At 42.3% G+C, this 23,877-nt stretch carries 11 protein-coding genes and 1 pseudogene; 10 read left to right on the forward strand and 2 right to left on the reverse strand.

The genetic code is table 11. From position 1 onward, the window contains the following. Positions 1 to 49 precede the first annotated feature (49 nt). The gene (locus HMPREF9010_RS10310) at positions 50 to 1,039 is read left to right on the forward strand and encodes a glycosyltransferase (RefSeq protein ID WP_004305053.1); all 990 of its coding nucleotides are present in this window, start codon (positions 50 to 52) and stop codon (positions 1,037 to 1,039) included. A 123-nt stretch (positions 1,040 to 1,162) separates the two neighbouring features. Here HMPREF9010_RS10310 and HMPREF9010_RS10305 read toward each other — a convergent pair whose 3' ends face one another. Further along, the gene (locus HMPREF9010_RS10305) at positions 1,163 to 3,178 is read right to left on the reverse strand and encodes a family 20 glycosylhydrolase (protein ID WP_004310642.1); all 2,016 of its coding nucleotides are present in this window, start codon (positions 3,176 to 3,178) and stop codon (positions 1,163 to 1,165) included. A gap of 144 nt (positions 3,179 to 3,322) precedes the next feature. Between HMPREF9010_RS10305 and radC the strand changes: the two genes are divergently transcribed. After that, positions 3,323 to 4,018 (forward strand): RadC family protein, encoded by a 696-nt coding sequence (radC, locus tag HMPREF9010_RS10300; RefSeq protein ID WP_004299741.1) that lies wholly within the window; start codon positions 3,323 to 3,325, stop codon positions 4,016 to 4,018. A gap of 33 nt (positions 4,019 to 4,051) precedes the next feature. On the opposite strand, the pseudogene HMPREF9010_RS26780 reads toward radC, so the two are convergent. Further along, positions 4,052 to 7,971: pseudogene (locus tag HMPREF9010_RS26780) on the reverse strand (response regulator). Between the two features lie 276 nt (positions 7,972 to 8,247). On the opposite strand from HMPREF9010_RS26780, the gene HMPREF9010_RS10285 reads away from it, so the two are divergent. The 8 genes from HMPREF9010_RS10285 (at position 8,248) to HMPREF9010_RS10250 (ending at position 23,779) form a co-directional block, all read left to right on the forward strand. Then, a complete protein-coding gene (locus HMPREF9010_RS10285) occupies positions 8,248 to 11,574 on the forward strand; it encodes a SusC/RagA family TonB-linked outer membrane protein (protein ID WP_004299744.1) in 3,327 nt (1,108 codons plus the stop codon). 10 nt (positions 11,575 to 11,584) lie between these two features. Continuing rightward, positions 11,585 to 13,372: a RagB/SusD family nutrient uptake outer membrane protein gene (locus HMPREF9010_RS10280; protein WP_004299745.1), complete on the forward strand. Its 1,788-nt coding sequence runs from the start codon at positions 11,585 to 11,587 to the stop codon at positions 13,370 to 13,372. A gap of 29 nt (positions 13,373 to 13,401) precedes the next feature. Beyond that, positions 13,402 to 15,354, forward strand: a complete 1,953-nt coding sequence (locus HMPREF9010_RS10275) for a DUF5006 domain-containing protein (RefSeq protein ID WP_008649571.1) — start codon at positions 13,402 to 13,404, stop codon at positions 15,352 to 15,354. Positions 15,355 to 15,401: 47 nt separating this feature from the next. Beyond that, a complete protein-coding gene (locus tag HMPREF9010_RS10270; RefSeq protein WP_032852778.1) occupies positions 15,402 to 17,597 on the forward strand; it encodes a hypothetical protein in 2,196 nt (731 codons plus the stop codon). Positions 17,598 to 17,624: 27 nt separating this feature from the next. Continuing rightward, positions 17,625 to 19,664: a GLUG motif-containing protein gene (locus HMPREF9010_RS10265; protein ID WP_008649573.1), complete on the forward strand. Its 2,040-nt coding sequence runs from the start codon at positions 17,625 to 17,627 to the stop codon at positions 19,662 to 19,664. A gap of 165 nt (positions 19,665 to 19,829) precedes the next feature. Further along, on the forward strand, positions 19,830 to 22,469 hold the full coding sequence (locus HMPREF9010_RS10260) for a glycoside hydrolase family 2 protein (protein WP_032842943.1): 2,640 nt from the start codon (positions 19,830 to 19,832) through the stop codon (positions 22,467 to 22,469). 161 nt (positions 22,470 to 22,630) lie between these two features. Then, complete coding sequence (locus HMPREF9010_RS10255; protein ID WP_004299750.1) at positions 22,631 to 22,942, forward strand: iron-sulfur cluster assembly protein; 312 nt, start codon at positions 22,631 to 22,633, stop codon at positions 22,940 to 22,942. Positions 22,943 to 23,014: 72 nt separating this feature from the next. Continuing rightward, the gene (locus HMPREF9010_RS10250; RefSeq protein WP_004299751.1) at positions 23,015 to 23,779 is read left to right on the forward strand and encodes a UDP-2,3-diacylglucosamine diphosphatase; all 765 of its coding nucleotides are present in this window, start codon (positions 23,015 to 23,017) and stop codon (positions 23,777 to 23,779) included. Positions 23,780 to 23,877 lie beyond the last annotated feature (98 nt).

Below are 23,877 nucleotides of genomic sequence, written 5' to 3' on the forward strand. Positions count from 1 at the left end.
TTTTTTTTGTCTTACTTTGCATATCAAATAGTTATATCCCGTTTTTGATATGCGTTACTCCGTCATAATTCCCGTTTATAATCGTCCCGATGAAGTGGATGAATTATTGCAAAGTCTTACTGTACAACACTTTAAGGGTTTTGAGGTTGTTGTTGTTGAAGATGGTTCTTCCATTCCCTGTAAAGGAGTAGTAGACCGGTATGCAGATCGGTTGAATATAAAATATTTCTCTAAACCCAATTCCGGTCCGGGACAAACCCGTAATTACGGAGCAGAACGTAGCGAAGGCGAATACCTTATTATATTGGATTCTGATGTCATCCTTCCCGAAGGCTACTTCGATGCGGTAGAGAAGGAGCTCACCACTTCTCCTGCCGATGCTTTTGGTGGCCCCGACCGTGCACACGATTCTTTCACTGATATTCAGAAGGCAATTAACTATTCCATGACCTCTTTCTTCACGACCGGAGGTATCCGTGGCGGAAAAAAGAAGATGGACAAATTCTATCCCCGTAGTTTTAATATGGGAGTTCGCCGGGCAGTGTACGAGGCTTTGGGAGGTTTTTCAAAGATGCGTTTTGGGGAGGATATTGATTTCAGTATCCGTATCTTTAAGAATGGGTACACTTGTCGTCTTTTTCCTGATGCCTGGGTATATCATAAACGTCGGACTGACTTGAAAAAATTCTTCAAGCAGGTGCATAACTCCGGCATTGCCCGTATTAATCTTTATAAGAAATATCCGGATTCTCTGAAACTGGTGCATTTGCTTCCAGCCGTATTTACATTGGGAGTGGCGCTTCTATTATTAGGAACCCCCTTCTGCCTCTTCAGTTTCACGCCTATCATTCTCTATGCATTACTCGTATGCATTGATTCTACTATTCAGAATAAAAGTCTGTCTATTGGCGTTTATTCCATTGCCGCCGCATTTATACAGCTTATCGGCTATGGTACAGGCTTTTGGCGCGCATGGTGGCAGCGTTGTATCAGAGGGAAGGATGAGTTTGAGGCTTTCCAAAAGAATTTTTATAAGTAATCCATTTTTTATTTGCCTATTACCATTCCTATTTTTGTTTAAAAGGAATGTTGTCTGACACCCGGGTGTCAGACAAGTTATACTTTCATGGAAAAAAAGTAATGGATGCAATCGAAGAAATTTTTATAGGCTATATCTTTTTTCATTTAGTGGAGTGCAAATCACATTTCTTATTCTTCCCTTAAACCCCAGCAATTTGTCGCCTATCTGTTTCAATGGGAAGATAAGTGTTTCCTGATACCAAATGCTGTCTTTACGCAGGCTTTTCTGATTGTAAACTACACCGATTCGTCCTTCCAAACGTTCTTGTAGCTCTCCGTTTATGTAAAGTGAGGTCCCTTTGGCATCTCCCTCTACACGAACCTTTGTCCATTTTTCCACAGGCAAACGATAGGAATGGAAGATGAATTCATAGCCGTCGCGCGAGAATGCGAATTTACCCGTATTTTGCCAGTTCGCGGTGAAAACAGAATGGGGACCTTTGAATAAGACCGCATCGATATTGGGCTTTGGATCTGCGTAGATTTCAAATTCCACACTATATGGATAACCGATTTCGGGTATAGAGGTAAGAACCGAGTCGTTACCTTGCAGGATAATTTCCTGGCCGGAAAGCGTTAGGTCTTTTCTGTCATCTATGCTGGCCTGTAGATTTACGCCCGGTGCTTCCGGTGTTGTCCTGCACCACGTTTCGAAGGTTTCAAACGGTATGTTTCTTGTGTTTTCTCCTTTCCAAAGTTTCTCGCTCATAACCTGCATGGCAGGAAAGGTGCGTATATGTACATCCTGTTGGCTGATTCCATTTCCGACACGGTCGTTCCATACAGCAAACATGGCTCCTAATAAATTAGTAGACTGCTCTATCATTTCTCCCTCTTGCATCATTCGTGGTGACCAACTCTCATATATCCATTGATGATCCAGAAAGTTATGGTAGTAATTCACGGCTGGTACGATATATAGAAATGCATCGCATGTATTAATCGCTTTGGCTCCTTCCTGCAGTGCGGTTTCTAAGTCTAGCCAGCTATAATTCCATGCATTGACCGTTTTTCCTTTCAGATTTACGGGGGTATTTCCTTTCATGTGTTTCAGACTTCCCCATAATCGCGGATTTTTTCCATATTTGGTGATATACTTCAGATAGTATTCAGTGAAATAGCGGAATTGTTCCGCTTCTTTGAGGTTGTACTCATCAGTGCCGATATGTACGTCCGGTCCGACAAATATCGGGTGATCTCCCGAGAGATATTCGTCAAACAAAGTATCAAGGAAATCATATACCTCTTTTTTATAGAGGTCGAGATGATCCATACCATATTCTTTTTTGTCGGCTGCCAGTATCGGATTGTAATGAGTGAAAGCGAGTGAGTGTGCCGGAACATCAATTTCTGGGATGATATTGATTCCATATCGTGCGGCCATTTGCTGGAAGTTGCGGAATTCTTCTTTGGTGTAGGAACCATCTTTGGATGTGAGTCCCGGAAAACGGTCGCTTTCCAATCTGAAGGCGGCGTATGTTTTGTTCCAGTCATTATCGAAAAACTCAACGAAACCATTATCATTCAGATGTATTTGCAGTTCATTCATTTTATAGAACGAGAGAATTTTTACGTAATCCTGCAAATAGTCCATTGTGAAAAATTTCCTGGCTACGTCAATCATCAGTCCGCGGTGAGCATACTGCGGATAATCCAATGCTTTTCCTTTCATGAGTCCAAAAGGCTGGTTATGGATCATTTGCAACAGTGTGCGAGTTCCCCAGAATACTCCTTTTACGGTGGAGGCTTCGATGGTTACATGGTTGCGTATATCCAGTTCATAGCTTTCTTCTCCCAATGATGAAGGCGATTTTTTCACTGACAGATAGATAGAATGATTTTTCGGTTTTCCGGAGGTTACCTGATAATTCCAGCCGAACATATCTTTTAAGTCTTTTGCCATTATTTCCGCAGTTTCTTTCAACAGGCTTTCTGCTTCCGGAGCGATTATAATCTTTCCTGTTTCCGGTAGTGTCAGTTTGCCTTTTGCCCCATTCCAATGTTGTAAGGAGGGAATCACCTGCGGGATATCCGTTTGAGCGTATACTGTCATTCCTAATAGTAGTAAGATGGATAAGATGCTTATTCTCTTTTTCATATTTATTAGATGTTTATATATTAATCTTGATAGCGCAAAACTACGATATTTGGAAGTAAAGGGATTCTAAAAATAGACTTATAGCTTCCAAAATTCATTTTTTCAGTTATATAGGAGTATCTTTGTGACTTAATTTGATTAATAATGGAAAGTAAACACAAACTATCCATCAACCAGTGGGCACTGGAAGACCGCCCACGGGAAAAAATGATGGAGAAGGGAGCAGCCGCATTGAGTGATGCCGAACTACTCGCTATATTGATTGGCTCCGGAAATACGGAAGAAAGTGCTGTCGAATTGATGAGACGCCTGCTCCTGTCTTGTGATAACAATCTGAATTCATTGGCAAAATGGGAAGTGTGTGACTATTCCTCTTTCAAAGGTATGGGACCCGCAAAGAGCATTACAGTGATGGCAGCCTTGGAATTAGGCAAACGAAGAAAGCTGCAAGAAACCAAAGAGAGACTTCGAATCACTTGCTCAAAAGATATCTATGATATTTTCCAACCGATCATGTGTGACTTGGAACAGGAAGAATTCTGGGTGCTCCTATTGAATCAGGCAACCAAACTAATTGATAAGGTACGTATAAGTACTGGTGGCATAGACGGAACTTATACCGATGTGCGCACCATTCTCCGGGAAGCATTGCTGCAAAGAGCTACACAAATCGCGGTGGTGCATAACCATCCTTCGGGAAATATTCATCCCAGCCAACCGGACAGGAGTTTGACAGAGCATATCCATAAAGCGGCGGAAACGATGAATATCCGTCTGATAGATCACGTCATCGTTTGTGAAGACGGATTTTTCAGCTTTGCAGATGAGGGCCTACTCTAATTAGTAATACTACCTTATTTAAGTGAGAATATCTTATTTATTCTCACTCCTGCATTCATTTTTATACTGCGTGGGCGTCAAGCCTGTGTACTGTTTGAATGCAGTACTGAAATAACGTAAAGTAGTGAAACCTATCTGATCTGATATTTCAGTAAATGTCAGATCGGTGGTTTTTATCAGAGTAATGGCTTGCTCCAACCTGAATTTGTTGATATAGTCATTTGCCCCCATATCGGTGATAGCCTTCAACTTGTTGTAAAGAGATGTTTTACTCATTCCGATCTCTCTGCAGATAAAAGGAATATCTAAAGACGGATTGCTGATATTCTCGGAAATGAGCTTGTTAAACTTTAACAAGAACGTTTCATCCGCCTGGCTGAAAGTACTCTCCAGCGGTTGAGGGAAGTTGCCTATATGTTGATAGTGCTCTTTCGTTTGCTCCCGGTTGTATAGCCGGTTCTGTATAATCTTAACAAGAGTGTCTATCTCAAAAGGTTTTCCCAGATAAGCGTCCGCCCCGATTTTATACCCATACAGTCGGCTCTGTTCATCATTGCGTGCCGTGAGCAGAATCACAGGAATATGACTGATGCCGATATTCTCTTTTACCGCTTTGCACAGTTCGTATCCATTCATAACCGGCATCATCACATCGCTCACTATAATATCCGGAACTTGCTTTTGCGCTATTTCGAAAGCTTTCTGGCCATCATGTGCTATATAAATTGCTTTGAATAAGGATTTCAATTCTTTGGAGAGGAAATCTGTCAGGTTATGATTGTCGTCTACCAATAGCACTGTGTAATTCTGCGTAGAGAAGTCGAGTGTCTCGGGAGCGTTGATCTCATGATCTACGTCCGGTGTAATCAATTCATTGATGTAAGGTTTCGGCTGGCAGATGACTTCGCCCGACTCCAATCCCAAAGGCAAGTCGAAGAAGAAAGTGGCTCCTCCCGCTTCGTTGTTCATGGCTCCGATTTTACCTTTATGCAATTCTACCAGCATCTTGGCGTATGAAAGTCCGACTCCGCTACCGCCAATTTCCTGCTTGCCTTGATAGAAACGGATGAATACTTTCTCCATGTCTTCCTCTTGCATACCTTCTCCCTGATCCAAAATGGAAACACGGACGTATGAGTCATTTTTGCTGGTACGGATAGTGACGGTTGTGTTTTTAGGACTGTGTTTCAGTGCGTTCGTCAATAAGTTTGTGACTACGATTGTACACATACCCTTGTCAAATACCACCTCTTTTATGCTGTCGTCGAGCTGATAATCTATTTGCACTTCCTGGGCAGCTCCCTCGTCCGTAAAATCGGCACCAATCTCCTTTATCCATGAGTTAAATGGATAGGCTTGGAGTTTCAACTTGGTTTCTCCTACTTCCATCTTACGTACGTCCAGCACCATGTTGATAAGATCTTTCATCCGTTGAGCCTGTTTATGTATATTCTTCAACGGTGGATAAATGGCATCTGTAGAAGGAAGTGTCTTTAATATGCGGCTTAGCGGGGCATATATGAGTGTGAGCGGAGTTCGCAGTTCATGGCTGATATTAATCAGAAAACGAACTTTTTCTTCATACACATTCTGCTCGTGTTCTTTCATCATCCATTTCATCTTGTTTTCTTTGCGTCGAAGCAGAACGAAAACAATTTGTACCACAATGCCTATGCAAGCAATGATGCAGAGAGAAACGAACCACCAGCTTCTGTACCAGGGTGGCAGTACGTTTAATGTGAAAAGAAACTGGGGAGTTGTTTCATTTCCTTCCTGTGTGTTACAGCTCACCATGATGGGATAACTTCCCGGAGCAAGAGATGGGATCATCAATTCAGGGTTGTAGCCTTCGGTTTTAAGGTCTCCCATTTGGAAATGATAGACTTTGAGCCGGAGAATGTCCGCACCATAAGTCATGACACGGATCTTAATGTTTTTACTGTTCCAGGGGATGGATATCTTGTCTTGATTGAGCTGATACATCCTGTTCTCTCCGTTTATGGTTAGTTCGGCAAGGCGTATTTCCGGAGAGTCACTACTCTTTTCTATTTGAGTGTCTGCATTGATACATAGTAATCCTTTTACACCTCCCATATAGATGTTGCCTTTGGGGGGAAATGAGACGGGGGCTCGGCCAAGCATTCATTGGGGGAAATTCCATCCGCTTCTCCGAACCATACAAAACGTTTGGTATCGGTGAGCCATATAAAGAGTTTCTGTTCAGCTCCTATCCACACTTTTCCTTTATTGTCGCATAACACGGTATTTACTTCATTAAATAAGGTGGTAGGAATTCTTTCGAATTTGCGGGTATCAGGGTGATAGGTGTACAGGCCACGGGTGCCTGCAATCCAGAATACGCCCTTGTCATCCCTGGATACAGCATTGAAGAATCCCTGTGGAGCACTTGCAAATATCTCCACTGTGTCTTTTTTACGATCCAGTCTATATATATTATAAGGATCGTTCAGGTAAATGGCAGTGGAATCATATCCAATGGAACTCAACAAGCCTTTTATTTTCACTTCTTTGGCACAAGGGACAGGAGTGAGTTGCCGGGTGGAAGTATGGTAGCGGTAAGGAGGCGAACTTAATATTAAGATCGAATTGGGAGTATCCCGGTATAAGTTGATTGGCTGTCCGCTATAGCGGATGTGATGCTCTAATGAAGGGCTCATAATAGCGAAAGGACGCTTCTTTCCTGTCTTTTTATCGAATATGAAGATACCTTTGGAAAAGGCAGATACTAACAATTCGTTGGGTGTGAAGTCGGTGATGGAGACCATCTTGTCTCCCCAAGTGTCGGGATAGTGCACAAATGTTTCTGTAGAAGGAATGAATTTATTGATACCTCCTCCGTCCGTAGCGATCCAGAGTTCTTCGGAAGCCGGTTCCTGATATAGTTGTAATACCGTACTTTGACTTAATCCTTTGTTGTGCCCTAACACAACATTAGTGTAAGTTCTCATGGATACTTCACGAATGTTGATAACCCCTTCACGTTTACTTCCCGCCCATATATTTCCGGCAGAGTCGCTATGCAGGCAGAGTATTGTATTTGTGGGAAGGGAATGATTATCTCCGGAGATATGTTCGAGTACGGTAATATTGCCGGTTGTGGGATCGAGGATATTGATACCTCCCCCGTCTGTTCCCATCCATATTTTTTGTTTGAATTCGGTCATGCACAATACGATGTCACTGCTCAAACGGGAGTTTTGAGTGGTATAGCTGGCTATCAATTTTCCCTGGGCGGAGAAACACTTGACGCCATTGTTGTAGGTTGACAGCCATATTCTTTGTTGGGAGTCTATGATGATTCCTACGTTGTCGTTCCCGTATTGGAAAGGAAATGGGGTTATCTCGAAATTCTTGAGGTTCATTTGCAGTATTCCCTGTTGCCAGCTTAGACACAATATGGTATCGGGTTTCCACATTTGTATGGATCGTATAATGAACGGCTCGTCGGTCTTGAATTCCCGTATGAGAGAAATCGTGTTGGTGGCATAAGAATATTTATATATCTTGTTGATCCCTCCGAACAGAAGCCCGTCTGCTATTTTGCAGATCGATTTGGCAATGATGGGCTGATTATTTAGTTTGGGGATAAAGAAGTTGTCGTGAATAAGAGAATAACGGGCGATTCCTGTGGTGGTCAGTATCCAGGTTGTCTGCTGATTATCTTCAATAATTTGCAGGATACTGTCGTTAGGCAGGGAATTTTCATTATCAGGTTGTGCGGTGTACTTTTTGAGTTCCGTTCCATCAAATCTGATTAGTCCTGTCGGAGTACCGATCCAGATGAATCCCTTTTGTTCGGTATAGATACAGCTGATGATAGACGGCATTCCGTTTTGGGAACCAATCAGTTTAAAGTCGTAATGGTTACCTATACTTATTGCTGGAAATGTGCCTACGATAAGAAAAGCCAGTAAGCAGAAAAAGTGTTTTATCCAAATACTTTTTTTTCATCAGTCAAGATTATTAAGGGGAGATTAGTGAAACAAAAGTATGATTAATTCCGCTAAAACAAAAGAAATATTTCCAAAAACCGCCACAAAGACGTTCAAAAACGGAATATGGATGTTTTTGGAAACATTTTGGCGATTTTATGAACTCGCCATTCTGCCAATCAATCTATTTTTGTGGTGTATTTCAATGCCGGATAGTGTGGGCTATTGGCAAATGGAACTCAAAAAAACTTTTAGTATTAACTTTAATATAATGTTATGAAGAAAATGCAGATTAGGATGCAACTGGTGTGTCTCTTTTCAATGCTTTTACTGTTCTTCCCTGTGGAGCTCTTTGCTCAACAGGGCACTATCACTGGTAAGGTGGTAGACGAACGTGGCGAGTCCGTAATCGGAGCAACCGTTATGGTGAAAGGTTCTACTGATGGTACCATTACCGATTTGGATGGAAACTTTAAAATTAACGGTAAAGTAGGTACAACGATAACTGTCAGCTATGTGGGCTATGCTCCTTTGGAAGTGAAAATCACTAAGCTAACAGGAAATCGGTTCGTGATGAAGGAAGACTCCAAAACTTTAGATGAAGTGGTGGTAGTCGGTATGGGAACACAGAAACGTAATACTATTACAGCGGCTGTAGCAACAGTTAATGCGGATGCAATCGCTACCCGTCCTGTGACGGATGTAACCAGCGCCTTACAAGGTAATGTGGCTGGTTTGAACTTTGCTTCGGATGCTTCTGAAAGCGGTACCGGTGGTGAAGTTGGCGGAGAAATCAAATTTAATATTCGCGGTATCGGTTCTATTAATGGTGGAGAGCCTTATGTATTGGTGGATGGTGTGGAACAGAGCTTGCAGAATGTAAATCCTGCCGATATAGAAAGTATCAGTGTATTGAAAGATGCTTCTGCAGCAGCCGTGTATGGTGCTCGTGCTGCGTATGGTGTGGTGTTAGTAACGACCAAGAGCGGTAAACAGGATAAAGCCCGGGTGACTTATCGCGGTTCTGTGGGTATGAGTGCACCTATCAACATGCCCGAGATGATGAACTCTGTAGAGTTTGCCAATTATAAAAATGCGTACCGTTCGGCAATTGGTGAGTCTCCATACTTCTCACAGGAGACTATTGATTTGATGAATCAGTTTTTGCAGAACCCCTATGGTGAAGGTCTGCTCGGTATTACCGCCAATCAGGAGAATACCGGTTGGCGTGGCGGTGAATCGCAGTATGCCAATACCGACTGGTTTGATTATTTCTATAAAAACAAATCTTTGCGTCATTCACACAATCTAAGTATCTCCGGTGGATCGGACAAAGTGACTTATTATGTCGGTCTGGGTTATACTTACCAGGGTGGTTTGCTGGATCGTGTAGAAGACTCTCTGGATAAATACAACGTGAATACCAAATTTCAGATCAAGCCGAATGACTGGTTGAAGTTTAACTTCAATAACAATATCACGTTGAATCTGATTTCCCGCCCGCTCCCCGATATGTCTATTCTTTATCATCAGATAGCTCGTTCGCAGCCTAATATGGTGACTGAAGTTCCTATTTCCGGGCTTTATAATCTTCCTTCATGGAATGAAGCTTTGTATCTGGACAATGTGGGCTATTCGCAGAACCGCATTTCTGATGCCATGACTTTTGCAGCTACTGTTACGCCTCTGAAAGGCTGGGACATTATCGGAGAGATGAAAGTTCGTTTTGATGTGCAGAATGATGAATTCTTGCAGAAGCAGCCCCGTACCACACGGCCCGACGGAACCATAGAGAATGTTACCGCTCCCCGGCAGGGATATTCTTATCCCGGTATCGAATATTCGAATTCTTTGTGGGGATCAATGACTCGTGGAAATCAATTCAACTATTATTTGTCTCCCAGTGTGTCGTCTTCATATACGAATCAATGGGGTGACCATTTCTTTAAGGCAATGGCCGGTTTCCAGATGGAAGTGCAGCAAAACTCAAGCATGTATGCGTATAAAGACGGAGTGATGAGCGATGATACATTCTCTTTTGACAATGCAAACGGAAAAGCCTATAATAGTGAAGCGCGTGACCATTGGGCAACCATGGGATTCTATACCCGTTTGAACTGGAACTACCAGAATGTCTATTTTCTGGAATTTAGCGGACGTTATGATGGTTCGTCACGTTTCGCTTCCGGCAATCGTTGGGGATTTTTCCCTTCTTTCTCTGCCGGTTATGACATTGCCCGTACCGACTACTTCAAGCAATGGAGCTTGCCTGTTTCACAGTTGAAAGTGCGTTTGTCTTACGGACGTTTAGGCAATCAGAATGGAGCCGGACTATATGATTATCTGAACTTCATGACATTGAGACCGGACTATTCAAATGCATGGTTGCTTTCCGGTGTCACTTCGGCTACTCCGGTACGTGGTACAGTCGCTTTAACACCTTCTATGGTAAGCCCGTACATTACATGGGAAAAAGTGGATAATGCCAACTTAGGTTTCGACCTGACTTTGCTTAACAATCGTTTGACGATTACGGCGGATATTTACCAACGTACGACCAAAGACATGATTGGCCCGGCTGAAGCAATTCCTGATATTGGCGGTATTGCTGTTGACCAACGTGCTAAAGTAAATAATGCAACACTACGTAACCGTGGATGGGAATTGTCGGTTAACTGGTCTGACCAGCTGAAGAATGGTTTCAGTTATGGAATCGGTTTCAATATCTTTGACTACAAAGCAGTGGTAACCAAATACAATAATCCGGAAGGATTGATTTATAACAACCACACCGGTCTGGTTCGTAACAAAGGTTATTACCAGGGAATGGATTTAGGTGAAATCTGGGGATATGAAGCAAATGATCTGTTTCTCACCAACCAGGAAGTGGATGAATATCTGAGAGGAGTAGACATGTCTTTCTTCAAACCGAATAAGGATTGGCAACGTGGTGATTTGAAATATATCGATTCGAACGGTGATGGTAAAATTGATCCGGGTTCGGGTACATTGAAAGATCACGGTGATTTGAAAATTATCGGTAATACGACTCCTCGTTACTCCTTCGGTCTGAACTTACATGCCGGTTATAAAGGTTTTGAAGTTTCCGCATTGTTCCAGGGAGTCATGAAACGTGATTTCCCGATGGCTGCAAGTACTTATCTGTTTAGCGGTGATTCCAACTTCTTTAAAGAACATTTGGATTATTATAATGTGTACAACCCGGGGGCTTACCTGCCGCGTCTGACAAAACCCGACAGTCCTGAATATAATGCGAACGTAGGTTACAACACTTCACGTTATTTATTGAACGCAGCTTATATGCGACTCAAAAACTTGATGATTTCTTATAACTTCCAGCCTAAACTGGTTAAGAAGATGGGATTGGAGAACTTGAAAGTGTATTTCACTTGTGATAATCTCTTCACGATTGACAATTTGCCGGACGTATTCGATCCTGAAACCTTGAATCAGGTAAATACATGGGCTGGGGGTAGTAACGAAACTGCTCCGGGATTGACTTCCCCAATGAAGCAAAATGGTAACGGAAAGGTATATCCGTTGAATAAAAACTACGTATTTGGTATTGAATTTACCTTTTAAACCATAAGATATGAAAAGAATATATATAATGGCTTTTGTAGCCGCTTCAATATTACCATTTTCATCCTGTTCTGATTTTCTGGATAGGGAACCGATAACCAAGCCGGAAGCCGGTAATTTTCTGACAGGTGCCATACAGGTTGAAAACTATATTAACGGACTATATATGACGTTGCCGTCTTTTAGTAAGTTCGGTTTGGGAGTTCGCAGTGAAGAAAAGAATAGTGACAATATTATTGCAGAAAAGTATGATGCCCGTTTGCATGGACAGAATAACCAGTTTAGCGGAGCTTCCGATTGGCAGACTGGTTATCAGAACCTGCGTAAAGTGAACTATTTTTTCCATAATTATAAAGTACCCGAAGCACAGGAAAACGAAGATGTACTGTCGTTGAAAGGGGAGGCTTACTTTTTACGTGCCTATTGGCATTTCGATTTATTGAAGAAATTCGGTTCTATTCCGGTAATGGATGCTTTTTGGGATGAGAATGCGACAATCGCAGGATTACAGATTCCCGCAAAGACACGTAATGAGGTAGCCCGATTTATTTTGAGTGATTTGGTTGAGGCGAAGAATCTGTTGCATTCGCGCGGTAAATATTCCGGAATTCGTATCAATAAAGAAGCTGCCATGGTTTTGGCAATGAATGTGGCGTTGTATGAAGGAACTTGGGAAAAGTATCACAGCAGCGATGATTTTGCATCTTCCACTAACGAATCAAATTATTTCTTGGGTGAAGTTATTAACTGGGGAAATGAACTGTTCGGTTGTGGCATTGATCTGTATAAAACCGGGCAAAATCCGGGAGATGCTTTTGCGGCATTGTTCAATAGCAAAGATTTGTCAGGAATGGGCGAAGTGCTATTGTGGAGGAAATATTCGAGTGATGAAGGAGTCTTTCATGATGTCAACGGTAATCTGAAGGCAGGTGTTGTCGACTCGGAAGGAGCTGCCGGAATTACTCAAAGCCTGGTGGATAATTATCTGAATGCCGATGGAACATTTATTGATCCGACAAATGAGAAATTTAAGGATTTTAAGGAAACATTTGAAGGCCGTGACCCTAGATTGATTCAAACGGTGATGAATGAAGGTGCCAAATTTGCTTCTGCCACTACTGCGACCCCAATGCATCTGGAAGAATATACGGATGAGAAGAAGAATACTATTAGTCCTCCTAAATTGGCAGGAGATGGAAACACACGTTCTTTGACGGGTTATCACATCCGTTTGGGAATAGATACCACCTTTGTAAGTGGTAATGGTGAGACTGCTTTACCTATTATTCGTTATGCCGAAGGTCTTTTGGCTTATGCAGAAGCTGCTGCTGAACTGGAAATGTGGAGCGATGATATAGCGAATAAGACATTGAAAGCGCTTCGTGAACGTGCAGGAGTGAAATATCTGGCACCGGCAAAGGATGCTAATTTCACCGATTTCGGTTATACATTGACTCCTGTTTTACAGGAAATCCGTCGTGAACGCCGTTCTGAACTTGCTTTGCAAGGTTTCCGGCTGGATGATCTCATGCGTTGGAAAGCCGATAAACTGATTGTTGGAAAGCGTGGTAAAGGTGCTTATGTAGGTGATGAATCTATTTTATTCAAATCTTACAGTCCGGATAATCAGAAAAGAATCAGAGAGCGTCTGACCCTTGATGATAACAAATGGGCGGATCCGATGGCCGGGACTCTGCCAAGCGGATATCAATTCCATGCAGATAGGGATTATCTGTTACCGATCCCTCCTTCAGAATTGGAATTGAACAAAAAGTTGAAACAAAACCCGAAATGGTAATCATTAATAATGATATAATAGGATAGATTATGAAGAAATATTTCTATAGATTATTACCAATTTGCCTGTTTATCCTTGTAATGACAGGCTGTAATGACACCGAGACGGTTATCTCTATCGGAGAAGCCCGGAATCTGGTGGCCGAAATCAGTACTCAAAGTGCTGCTATCGGAGATAATGTGACCTTTACTGTGAAGGTAGATCAGCAAGACAATCAGTTGGCACTCGAAGAAGATATAGACGTTGTTCTGACTTTTGCAGGTAAGAATGTAGAAGGAAAGGATGTCCCTGTATCTGATGTCTTTGAAGGCTTTGCCGGTCATCTTTTTATGAAGAAAGGTGAGAAACAGGGATTTACCGAATTTAAGGTAAAGAACGATCTGGCTAAATATCCTATATCGGGTACTATCACCGCTTATGTCAGAGGATACAAGATCAATGCGGCTGAACGTCCGATTGTGGTATCTGATAAACACTACACCATCTTGTCATTGAAGAACAATTCGGACAATACGGTGAAAGAGTATGGCTCATTTATTCTGGTCGCTACGGTAGGAGCGTCAGCTAAGGAAGATGTAGTCGTTCATATTGATGCGGGTGAAGATGCGGATAAATATGAGAATCTGCCGAGCGAATTGGTGGTGAAAGCCGGGTATAAAACAGCTGAATCTGAACTTATATGGGTGAAAGGAGAGAAAGGACCGAATACTTTCACTTCTGTGTCTATGTCTTTTGCTACCGATTCTGAAATTCATCCGGTATATGGGGACGAGTTGGAAATTAAGGTTACTGATACGGATGCAGGTTTGACTCCGGGCACCGAGTTAACCAATGAGCAATGGGTTTATACAGATCCGGATCAGATATTTGTATCAGCCAGCAATAAAAAGGCTGTAGAAAAATGGGATGAGGTCAGAGCTGCGTCAGCACTATTGATAAAGGAGGGTGATCCGCATCCGAATGAAGCGTTAGCTGCTGAAGGATGGACATTCCTGAATTCTTATGAGTTCCATCCGATTGATGCTTTGACAGAAGGTACCGGACTCCCCAATCAGTATGGTAATCGTCCTCCACGTTTTATGGCGGCACAGAATGTGGCTAACACACAGAAAGTACAAGCGGTTGTAAATGAGAAATATGCAACGATGACTCAAGATGGATATTTGAAAATGTGGTGTGCGTATGATCCGGGAATCAGTGTGACAGGGGAAATTACGGGAACAAGAGATTTTGGAGTTTCCTCCCTCTATGCAAGTAAGTTTGATGGTGTGCCTACGGGTGCTGATTCTTGGGAATCCAGCAATGTACGCGTTTTGCCGGGCACTCGTGTGGAAGTTAGAATCCGTGTGCGTGGAAAGAAACACTCTTTCAACTCGGCAGTCTGGTTCCAAGGAAATATCAGAGGTGTGCAATGGTCTACCTATGGTGAGGTTGATCTTCTGGAAAATCCGGCTACCAATGCGAATCCGAATGGCGCTTGGCAGACTTTCCACTGGAATGATATATCCACTTCATCCGGTGATAAGTATAAACCGTCTTCAGGACAGTTGATAATATCGGATATGGATGAATTCGATATCTATTGGATGGAATGGAGAGATAATAACGAGATTGCTTTAGGTATTAATGGTAAAGAGAATGTACGCATGAGGACTGACGGCAGCTATACCGGAATAGCTAATGGAACGGCTTCATGGAACTCGTCTACACATTGGCCGTTTACGGACAAATACAATACGGAAGGGTTACATTTACTATTGACATTTGCCGGATGTAATGAATGGGCGCTTGGTGACGCTGCGGCAGAACAGGCTGCTAAAGATGGTAGTTGGGCAAACGACTTTAAGCATATTTCTTATCAGGAAAGTAAGTCTAGCAATGATACGCCACGTATGGAAATCGACTGGATACGTTTCTATAAGAAGCCAACCTACGACTATTTTGGAAGTGGTACTCCAACGCGTAACAAACCAATGTATTAATGGTTGTTGAAATAAAGATATTTAATCGAACAAACTTTTATATAGTTATGAAAAAGGTTTATCACTTATTGAGCGTTGCACTGCTGGGCGCAATGGCACTAACCTCTTGCGAAGAGGACAAGATAGTGAATGAAAATAACGGTGAAGGGAACGAAACCGACAAGAATCTGACTGATTATTCATTTATAGCTTCTATTAAACAGTTCGCCCCTTTGGGTCGCAGCAATTTGCAGAATGGAGTGTATACATGGAATAAAGGAGATGCTGTTACATTATGGAATCGCAACTTCGGAGCCGGCTATGATTTCTCTATCACCCCGGGGTATAATGACAACCAACCTGACAAATCTGCTGAATTCACAGGAAAAGCTGCTGTAGAAAATGGCCATAAGCTGATTGCGGTATTTCCACGGAAAGAAGCAAAAACATTTAATGACCTGGCTACCTTTTCTATGCCGGAGACATTTACTCAGACTGGAAAAACAGCAGAACTGGCAGCCACTACCTATATGGTTGCCACCGGGGATGTGACTGATAATAAGATTCCTGCATTAACGTTTTCACCATTGACTGCATTGATACAGTTTGGTTTGAAAAACACGTCGGACCGGGAACTGAAGATTCGCTATATTACGCTGGAGAGTGATGATGATGTATTTCCCGCAGAGTTGAAGATCGACGAAGACGGAGTGGTACAGAGTCTTTCAGGTATGCGTAACAAACTGACACTTGACATGAGTGGACAAGCATTGGCGCAGAATGAAACATTAAACGGGTATTTGAATATATTACCTACAACCTATGGTGATACCCGGTTGATGAAAAGTACGACCGAACTGAATATTACAGTAAGCGTTTTGAATAATGAAGTGGAACAGGATATTATCCTGCTGAAAAAAGTAAAAGTCAAAGATTTGGAGGATAACATCGGACTTGATATGGATGCTACTGCCAATCAGTTTGCAGCCGGCAAGCATTATAAAATGGATTTTGAGGTAGATTATCGTTTCAGAATTCCTGATGAGGGCTATATGATCGATGATGATGGAAATATTCATATCTATAATAAGACTGGATTATTCGGATGGAATAAAATTGCGGATGAATACCGTAAGGCAACTGTTACTTTAGAAAAAGAATATATCGATGAACCGGCAGGGGATGGAATAAAAGTGATTGATATGGGTAATGAACTTTGGGAACCTATTAGTGCGTTTGGAGGTGTATTTGAAGGTAATGGTGTTACCATCCGCAATTTGCAAATAGCTAATAAAGGTTTTATTGCTACCAATACGGGAACTATCCGGAATTTGACTTTGGAAAATGTAAGTTTCTCTGCTGATATCACAGAGGGAGCAGGAGCATTGGCTGCCGAAAGTTCAACGAGTGTCATTCAGAATTGTACAGTCAAGGGAGTGACTGCAACCGTTATAAAACCGGTAGTTTTTGGTGGTTTGATCGGTCGAAACTCCGAAGGAAGAATAGAAGGTTGTCAAGTTATCAGTGGAACTATTAACCTTAATTTGAGTGGTGCTGGTAATTCTAATTATGGTGGCTTGGTTGGTGAGCATTTTAATGGAACGGCTCTTATTATAAATTCGTATGTCGGTGCAGATGTAACAATCAAGCATCCTAGTAACTCTAGTGGTGCATCCTGTGTCGGCGGACTTGTTGGCTGGAACAACTCCGGTAAAGTCAAAGGTTGTTACTCATTAGCCAAACTTGAGGTTTCTTGTTCCGGACAAGTAGGAGGACTTATAGGGGCTAATAGTAACGGTACGGTTCTGGCCTGTTATGTAGCCGGTTCAATTAGTGGAACTATCTATAATAATACTGGCGGTTTCATTGCACAGAATACCATTAATAATGCTGATGCTACTGTGACGGCTTGCTACTCGACCACGCAGATAAATGTGACTAATAATGCTGGAAGTAATAAATTGGGAGCTTTCGTCGCTTCGAATTCAACAGGAATCAACCAGTGTTATTTCGTAGGCGAGACGGTGACTAATCCTGTAGGAAGCGGATCTGTAAATGGAATTAGTAAGGTAACAGCTACTCAACTCAAGGATAAGAAACGTCAGATGAATTTGGCAATAGAAGCCAAGGATCCAGAATTTGGTTTTAGCTTTAAAGTGAATGAGGATGCCGGAACTAATATATACTGTCCGTTGATTCTACAGGGGGCTGTGAAAGAACCTGGCTTCGGTGGATCAGATTTTGGAGATGGTGGTGATATTTAAATAACTGATAACAGAAAAAAATAAATCATGAATAAAATCTATTCTTTATTAGGGATCGGGCTGCTAAGTGCAGCCACCCTAAGCTCTTGTAAAGAAGATGTTTTCATTGAAGGTGGGGATGAACTGCAACGGGGAGAATCACAGACTTATGTGGTTGTTGCTTCTATCCGGGGGTATGAAAATACGGACAAAGAATCGTCTACACGTGCCAACGTACAAGATGACGGTAGTTCCTTTATGTGGAATGCCGATGATAAGGTTACACTTTGGAATGGAACAAATGGCTATGATTTCACAACCATAAATTATGATGAGAGTGAACCGTCTGGAAATGTGGAATTTGCAGGGAATGGTAACTTTGAAGAGGGAGCTACTGTTTGGGGAATCTATCCGAAAAAAGATGTTCCGACTTCAGGGAATGTTTTCACTTTTACGTTGGGAGATGCTACGCAAAGTGCCCAAAAAGCAGAGCTGCAGAATACGATGCACATGCTTGCTAAAGGCACGGTGAATGGGACTACCGTCACCAATCTTAAGTTTGAACATTTGACAGCTCTTTATCAGTTTAAATTCACCAATCGAAGACCGGATGCCTATAAAGTGACAAAGGTGGTTGTTTCGGCTGATGCTGCTATTTTCCCAAAAACGTTGACAGTTTCGGGAGAAGAGAAAACGTATGGTGATAAAAGTAATAGTCTGACTTTGTCTATGACAAGTTTGGAAATGGCAAAGAATGAAGTTGCATACGGTTATTTGAGTTTCTTTCCGATAGCAGACATGACAAAGGATACAGAATTAACTTTTACTGCTACGATAGAAAAAGTGGGAGATTCTTCCTCTACGGAAACAATAGAGAAAAAAGGAAAGATCAGTGAACTTTATAATGCCGAATCGGTGGTAGCAGGAGATGAATATAAATATGTGGCTGGAAAGCGATATGGTATATCATTTATGCTGGTGGCAGACTTGGGATATGAGGAGACTGAAGCGGGTAAGTATTTAGTCAAGAAAGAAGACGGGTTGATAAATTTGGCAAGTGAACCGACTGTTATGACGAATGCTGCTACGGTAATTACATTAGATGCTGATCTTGATATGTCGACTAAAGAGGCATGGGTACCGGTTACGGAGTTTAAAGGTATATTGGACGGCAATGGCAAGACTATTTCCGGTCTTACAATTGAAGCAACAGGAAACGATGCCGGTTTGTTTATAACTAATAATGGTATCATTAAAAATTTAACCCTTAAAGATGTAACGGTGAAACAAGTGTCAGGCGCAGCTGGAGCATTTGCAGCAATAAATACCGGAACGATTCAGAATTGCGTCATTGATGGAGGAGCGTTGACTGTCAATGGAACAGATGCTAAGTTGGGGGCTATTACCGGACATAATCAGACTGGTGCGTCAATGATAAAGGATTGTAAGGTAAAAGGTAATGTGGTACTGACTGTTGCCGGTGGTAAAGTAAATGCTGGTGGATTGGCAGGTGTGAACGGATGGTGGTCTAAGGCACAAATACAAGGTTCTTCGATTGACAAGGAGGTATCCTTTGTATATAGAGGTAATGGTGAAGGTGCCATCGGAGGACTTGTGGGTTGGAATGTTCAGGGAACCATAACTGGCTGTTATTCTTTGATGACTATTACTGCATTTACAGCTGTGAATGCCGGTGGTCTGGTGGGAGGAAACGAAGGACCTGTAACCGCTTCGTTTGCTGCTAGTGAAATAGTGGCCAAAGCGTCCGGAAATATTGGCGGTTTGGTGAAAAATGGTGGAACTTTGACAGGATGTTATTCAACTTCTGTGCTTTCTGGCACTGCTTCTGTTACCATTTGTGGAATATCAACGGGATCAGTGACAGCAAACGAATGTTATTTTATGTCCGACGGAGTTTCGAATCCGGGTGGAAACTTACCAACTTCAACTAAGGTAAGCGATGCTGCTGCCCTGATTGATAAAATTGCATCCATGAATCAAGCGATAGCTGGCTCTGGTTACAAGTATGTTGAAAATACAGGAACCGACAGTGCTAGAGTACCTTTACTCATTCAACCGGATGAATAATAACTGACAGGTATTAGTTTGAATCCCCTTATTTATCCTTGTTTTGTATATGAAGAGGACAAATAGGGGGATTCGTATCTGGAATATACTATCTTTGTGTGTCGAAGACATCTTTGGGTTGATTGCGACATACAACATGACATTCATCGTAAAATAAAACTTTATATGAGACGAATCTTTGTTAGCTTACTGCTTTTATCTCTGTTTTTTATGGGCTATGCCCATGAGCCGGAATTTTCAACAGCCGGTTTCTTCCGGTTGCCGGATACCGGGCGTGATGTGTACTCGATGAATCCTGCCTGGCGTTTTTATAAAGGAAGTGCGGTGGGTGCCGAAGCAAAAGAATTTAACGACAAAGCCTGGCAGGTGGTGTCTTTACCTAATGGTATTGAGTATCTTCCTACTGAGGCTAGTGGTTGCATCAATTATCAGGGGGAAGTATGGTATCGTAAACACTTTACTCCATCCGAAGCATTGAAAGGAAAGAAACTGTTTCTCCACTTTGAAGCCATTATGGGTAAAAGTAAGATTTATGTAAACGGTAAATTATTGGCAGAGCACTTTGGAGGCTATCTTCCCGTATCGGTAGATGTGACTGATGCATTGAAGTGGGGAGAGGACAATGTGATTGCGGTGTGGGCTGATAATAGCGACGATCCGACCTATGCGCCTGGAAAACCACAAGATGTGTTAGATTATGCCTACTTGGGAGGTATTTATCGGGATTGCTGGCTGATTGCACATAATTATGTGTTTATCACGGATCCGAATTACGAGAACGAAATAGCAGGAGGCGGACTGTTTATTGCCACCGATCGTGTATCGGAGCAATCGACAGATATTCTCTTGAAAGCGCATATACGTAATGAAGACAAACAGGGCTTTGCAGGAAAAATTTCCTATTCTTTAGTAGACCGTGCAGGAAAAGAAGTGGCATCGTCAGATGTGAAACTGAATATCCGTAAAGGGACTGCGACAAGTCATAATGGAAAGATGAGAGTGAAGCAGCCGCATTTATGGACTCCTGAATCACCTTATCTGTATAATCTGTGTGTGCGTATTTATGATAAGAATGGAAATGTAGTAGATGGTTATCGTCGTCGTGTCGGTATCCGTAGTATCGAATTTAAGGGAAAAGATGGCTTCTGGCTGAATGGAAAACCTTATGGTAAACCTTTGATGGGAGCTAATCGGCATCAGGATTTTGCAGTTGTAGGAAATGCGGTTGCCAATAGTATTCACTGGCGTGACGCCAAGAAACTGAAAGATTTGGGGCTGGAAGTAATCCGTAATGCACATTGTCCGCAAGATCCTGCTTTTATGGATGCTTGTGATGAACTTGGTCTGTTTGTTATCGTGAATACTCCGGGATGGCAATTCTGGAATAACGAACCCATTTTTGCCAAACGGGTTTATAATGATATACGTAATATGGTTCGTCGTGACCGTAACCATCCTTGTGTATGGCTGTGGGAACCGATCTTGAATGAAACATGGTATCCGGAAGATTTTGCCGGGCGTGTGAAAGGGATTGTTGATGAGGAATATCCTTATCCGTCCTGCTATTCCGGTTGTGATGTGCAAGCCAAGGGCTCGCAATATTTTCCGGTACAGTTTGCCCATCCGATGGATCTTTCAAAACGTGATCCTAAAATTACATATTTTACACGCGAGTGGGGAGATAATGTCGATGATTGGAGTTCGCACAATTCTCCAAGTCGCACAGCCCGTAACTGGGGAGAACAGCCTATGCTTATACAGGCTGCTCATTACGCTTCTCCTTATTATAATTACATTTGCTATGATGGTTTGTATAAAGAGTCTCCCTGCCATGTGGGCGGATGCTTGTGGCATTCGTTCGATCATCAGCGGGGATACCATCCGGACCCGTTCTATGGTGGATTGATGGATGTATTCCGTCAGCCTAAGTATTCCTATTATATGTTTAAGGCGCAACGTCCGGCTGTCGTTTCCGAGAGTTTGGCAGAAAGCGGACCGATGGTTTATATCGCTCACGAGATGACACCGTTCTCAAGCAGAGATGTAACGGTGTATTCCAACTGCGATGAAGTTCGTTTGACTGTGAATAAAGATGGGCAAACTTATACCTATAAAAAAGACAAGACACGAAAAGGAATGCCTTCTCCGGTAATAACTTTCCCCGGGATATTTGACTTTATGGTTGATAAGAAGATGACTCGTGAAAAGCATGATGCGGACGTCTATTTCCTGGCAGAGGGACTGATGGATGGCAAGGTGGTGGCTACACATAAAGTAATGCCCGCCCGCCGTGCAGAACAGATTCGTTTGAGAGTAGACAACGAAGGAATCGGACTGCGTGCTGATGGATCTGATTTTGTTACTGTTGTGGCAGAAATCACAGATAAGAATGGAAATGTAAAGCGTTTGAATAATTATTATATCAAGTTCTTTGTAGAAGGAGAGGGACGTATTTTGGGCGGAGCTAATGTATTGGCAAATCCTGCTCCGGTGAAATGGGGCAGTGCTCCCGTATTGATCCAGTCGACCACGACTCCCGGAAAGATTAAGGTAAGAGCCAGTGTTTTGTTTGAGGGATCACAGATGCCCGTAAGCGGTGAACTGGAACTAACATCTTCCGCTCCAATGTATCCATTGATATTTGATAAGAAAGAAGAAGCGTTGCCTAAGCCATCCGAATCGTTCTCCATGGACAAGAAGAGTGATGCTGAACTGGAGTTGGAACGCCGCCGTCGTGAACTGAATGAATTAAAACTGAAAGAAGTGGAGCAACAACAGACAGATTTCGGTGAGAAAGTAGATTAAGACTACTCATTACAACAATTTACTGTTCCGGTGTGTTTTTTAGTAACCGGAGATAGAGAGTAAATGATATATTCTTTAGGCACGGGATACGCATTCCGTGCCTAATTTTTTATGTTTCATTTTTTATCTCTATCTTTGCGATACATAATAAATAAGGACGTATGGAAAAAATTGAAATAGAAGAGAAGATTGTAGCTATGCTAAAGACAGTGTACGATCCGGAGATTCCGGTCAATGTATACGATCTTGGACTGATTTATAAGATTGACGTCTCCGATAGTGGAGAAGCGGCACTCGATATGACGCTGACAGCTCCCAATTGTCCGGCTGCTGATTTTATTATGGAGGATATTCGCCAAAAAGTGGAGTCAGTAGAAGGAGTGAATTCCGCCACCATCAATCTGGTCTTCGAACCTGAATGGGATAAAGACATGATGAGTGAAGAAGCCAAATTGGAATTAGGTTTTCTTTAATCGTTCTATGTCAGGCAGTGCTCTGATTTTATAAGTTGTAATTCGTTATTAGATCTCGTAACTGGTAATTAAATGAAGAACATTTATTTTCTTTCCGATGCACATCTTGGTTCTCGTGCTATTGAGCACGGGCGTACTCAAGAACGGCGTTTGGTGAACTTCCTCGATAGTATAAAGCATAAGGCTTCCGCCATTTATCTACTGGGAGATATGTTCGACTTCTGGTATGAATTCCGGCTGGTAGTTCCTAAGGGGTACACCCGTTTCTTGGGGAAGCTCTCCGAACTAACAGATATGGGTGTAGAGGTGCATTTTTTTATAGGTAATCATGACATCTGGTGTGGAGACTATCTCACCAAAGAGTGTGGTGTCATCATGCATCGCGAACCATTGACTACTGAAATCTACGGAAAGGAGTTTTATCTTGCTCATGGTGACGGCTTGGGTGATCCGGACAAGAAGTTCAAGCTACTTCGTTCGATGTTCCACAGCAAAACTTTGCAAACGATGTTTTCTGCTATTCATCCCCGCTGGAGTGTTGAATTGGGTTTAACATGGGCTAAGCACAGCCGACAAAAACGGGCGGACGGAAAGGAACCGGATTATATGGGAGAAAACAAGGAACACTTGGTACTATATACCAAAGACTACTTGAAAAGCCATCCCAATATCAACTTCTTTATTTACGGACATCGTCACATTGAACTGGATTTGATGTTGAGCGCCACCTCCCGTGTGTTGATTTTGGGAGACTGGATTAACTTCTTCTCTTATGCCGTGTTTGACGGAGAGAATCTCTTTTTGGAAGAGTATATCGAGGGAGAGACACAGGTCTAATTATGTTTCAACAAAATAAAAGGTCAGGCATAATACGGAACAAAATATAAAACAAGGGCACAAAGAAGTAGCAGAAAAATAACCTGCCATCTTTGTGC

This window comes from Bacteroides sp. 3_1_23, from assembly GCF_000162555.1.
Taxonomy (GTDB): domain Bacteria; phylum Bacteroidota; class Bacteroidia; order Bacteroidales; family Bacteroidaceae; genus Bacteroides; species Bacteroides ovatus.

Coding starts and splice junctions, on each gene's coding strand:
- HMPREF9010_RS10255 (WP_004299750.1), top strand. CDS start 22,631: ATGGAAAAAATTGAAATAGAAGAGAAGATTGTAGCTATGCTAAAGACA.
- HMPREF9010_RS10305 (WP_004310642.1), bottom strand. CDS start 3,178: ATGAAAAAGAGAATAAGCATCTTATCCATCTTACTACTATTAGGAATG.
- HMPREF9010_RS10250 (WP_004299751.1), top strand. CDS start 23,015: ATGAAGAACATTTATTTTCTTTCCGATGCACATCTTGGTTCTCGTGCT.
- HMPREF9010_RS10285 (WP_004299744.1), top strand. CDS start 8,248: ATGAAGAAAATGCAGATTAGGATGCAACTGGTGTGTCTCTTTTCAATG.
- HMPREF9010_RS10270 (WP_032852778.1), top strand. CDS start 15,402: ATGAAAAAGGTTTATCACTTATTGAGCGTTGCACTGCTGGGCGCAATG.
- HMPREF9010_RS10280 (WP_004299745.1), top strand. CDS start 11,585: ATGAAAAGAATATATATAATGGCTTTTGTAGCCGCTTCAATATTACCA.
- HMPREF9010_RS10310 (WP_004305053.1), top strand. CDS start 50: ATGCGTTACTCCGTCATAATTCCCGTTTATAATCGTCCCGATGAAGTG.
- radC (WP_004299741.1), top strand. CDS start 3,323: ATGGAAAGTAAACACAAACTATCCATCAACCAGTGGGCACTGGAAGAC.
- HMPREF9010_RS10260 (WP_032842943.1), top strand. CDS start 19,830: ATGAGACGAATCTTTGTTAGCTTACTGCTTTTATCTCTGTTTTTTATG.
- HMPREF9010_RS10275 (WP_008649571.1), top strand. CDS start 13,402: ATGAAGAAATATTTCTATAGATTATTACCAATTTGCCTGTTTATCCTT.
- HMPREF9010_RS10265 (WP_008649573.1), top strand. CDS start 17,625: ATGAATAAAATCTATTCTTTATTAGGGATCGGGCTGCTAAGTGCAGCC.